General features: G+C 44.0%; 1 pseudogene. It reads right to left on the reverse strand.

Annotated features, from left to right (window positions below):
* Positions 1-500: pseudogene (locus VQ643_RS16330) on the reverse strand (integrase core domain-containing protein); the annotation flags it as partial.

The following is a 500-nucleotide window of genomic DNA, read 5'->3' on the forward strand; positions in this document are numbered from 1 at the left end:
GTTGTCTCCATTGCTCTATTTTATAAGTGGCTTCCGCCAGCGTTCTAAACCAATGTAGGTTCAAGCACTCATTCCTAAACTTACCATTCAAGCTTTCTACAAATGCATTTTGTGTAGATTTTCCTAATTGAATAAAATGAAAGTGGCACTTGCTGCTCTTTGCTCCAAAAGAACAGCGCTTTACTGGTGTATTCTGGGCCGCTATCACAAACTATCGCTTTAGGTTTGCCTCTTGTTTCAATAAGTTGAGAAAGATAACGAGCTACTTGTGGGCCAGAGATTGATACAGACACAAGCTGCCTAATAACTTCGCGGCTGTAATCATCTACGACATTTAACACGCAGAGTCGACGGCCATTAGCCAGCTGATCCGATACAAAACCTATCGACCAGCGTTAGTTAGTGCCACTAGGAACTAGCATGGGGGCTTAGAGGGCGCGTTAACTTTTTTCTACGCTTTGTGCACACCTGCAAGCCCATCTCGCGATAAAGACGGTAAG

This window comes from Pseudomonas sp. F1_0610 (assembly GCF_047470865.1).
GTDB lineage: Bacteria > Pseudomonadota > Gammaproteobacteria > Pseudomonadales > Pseudomonadaceae > JAZDRH01.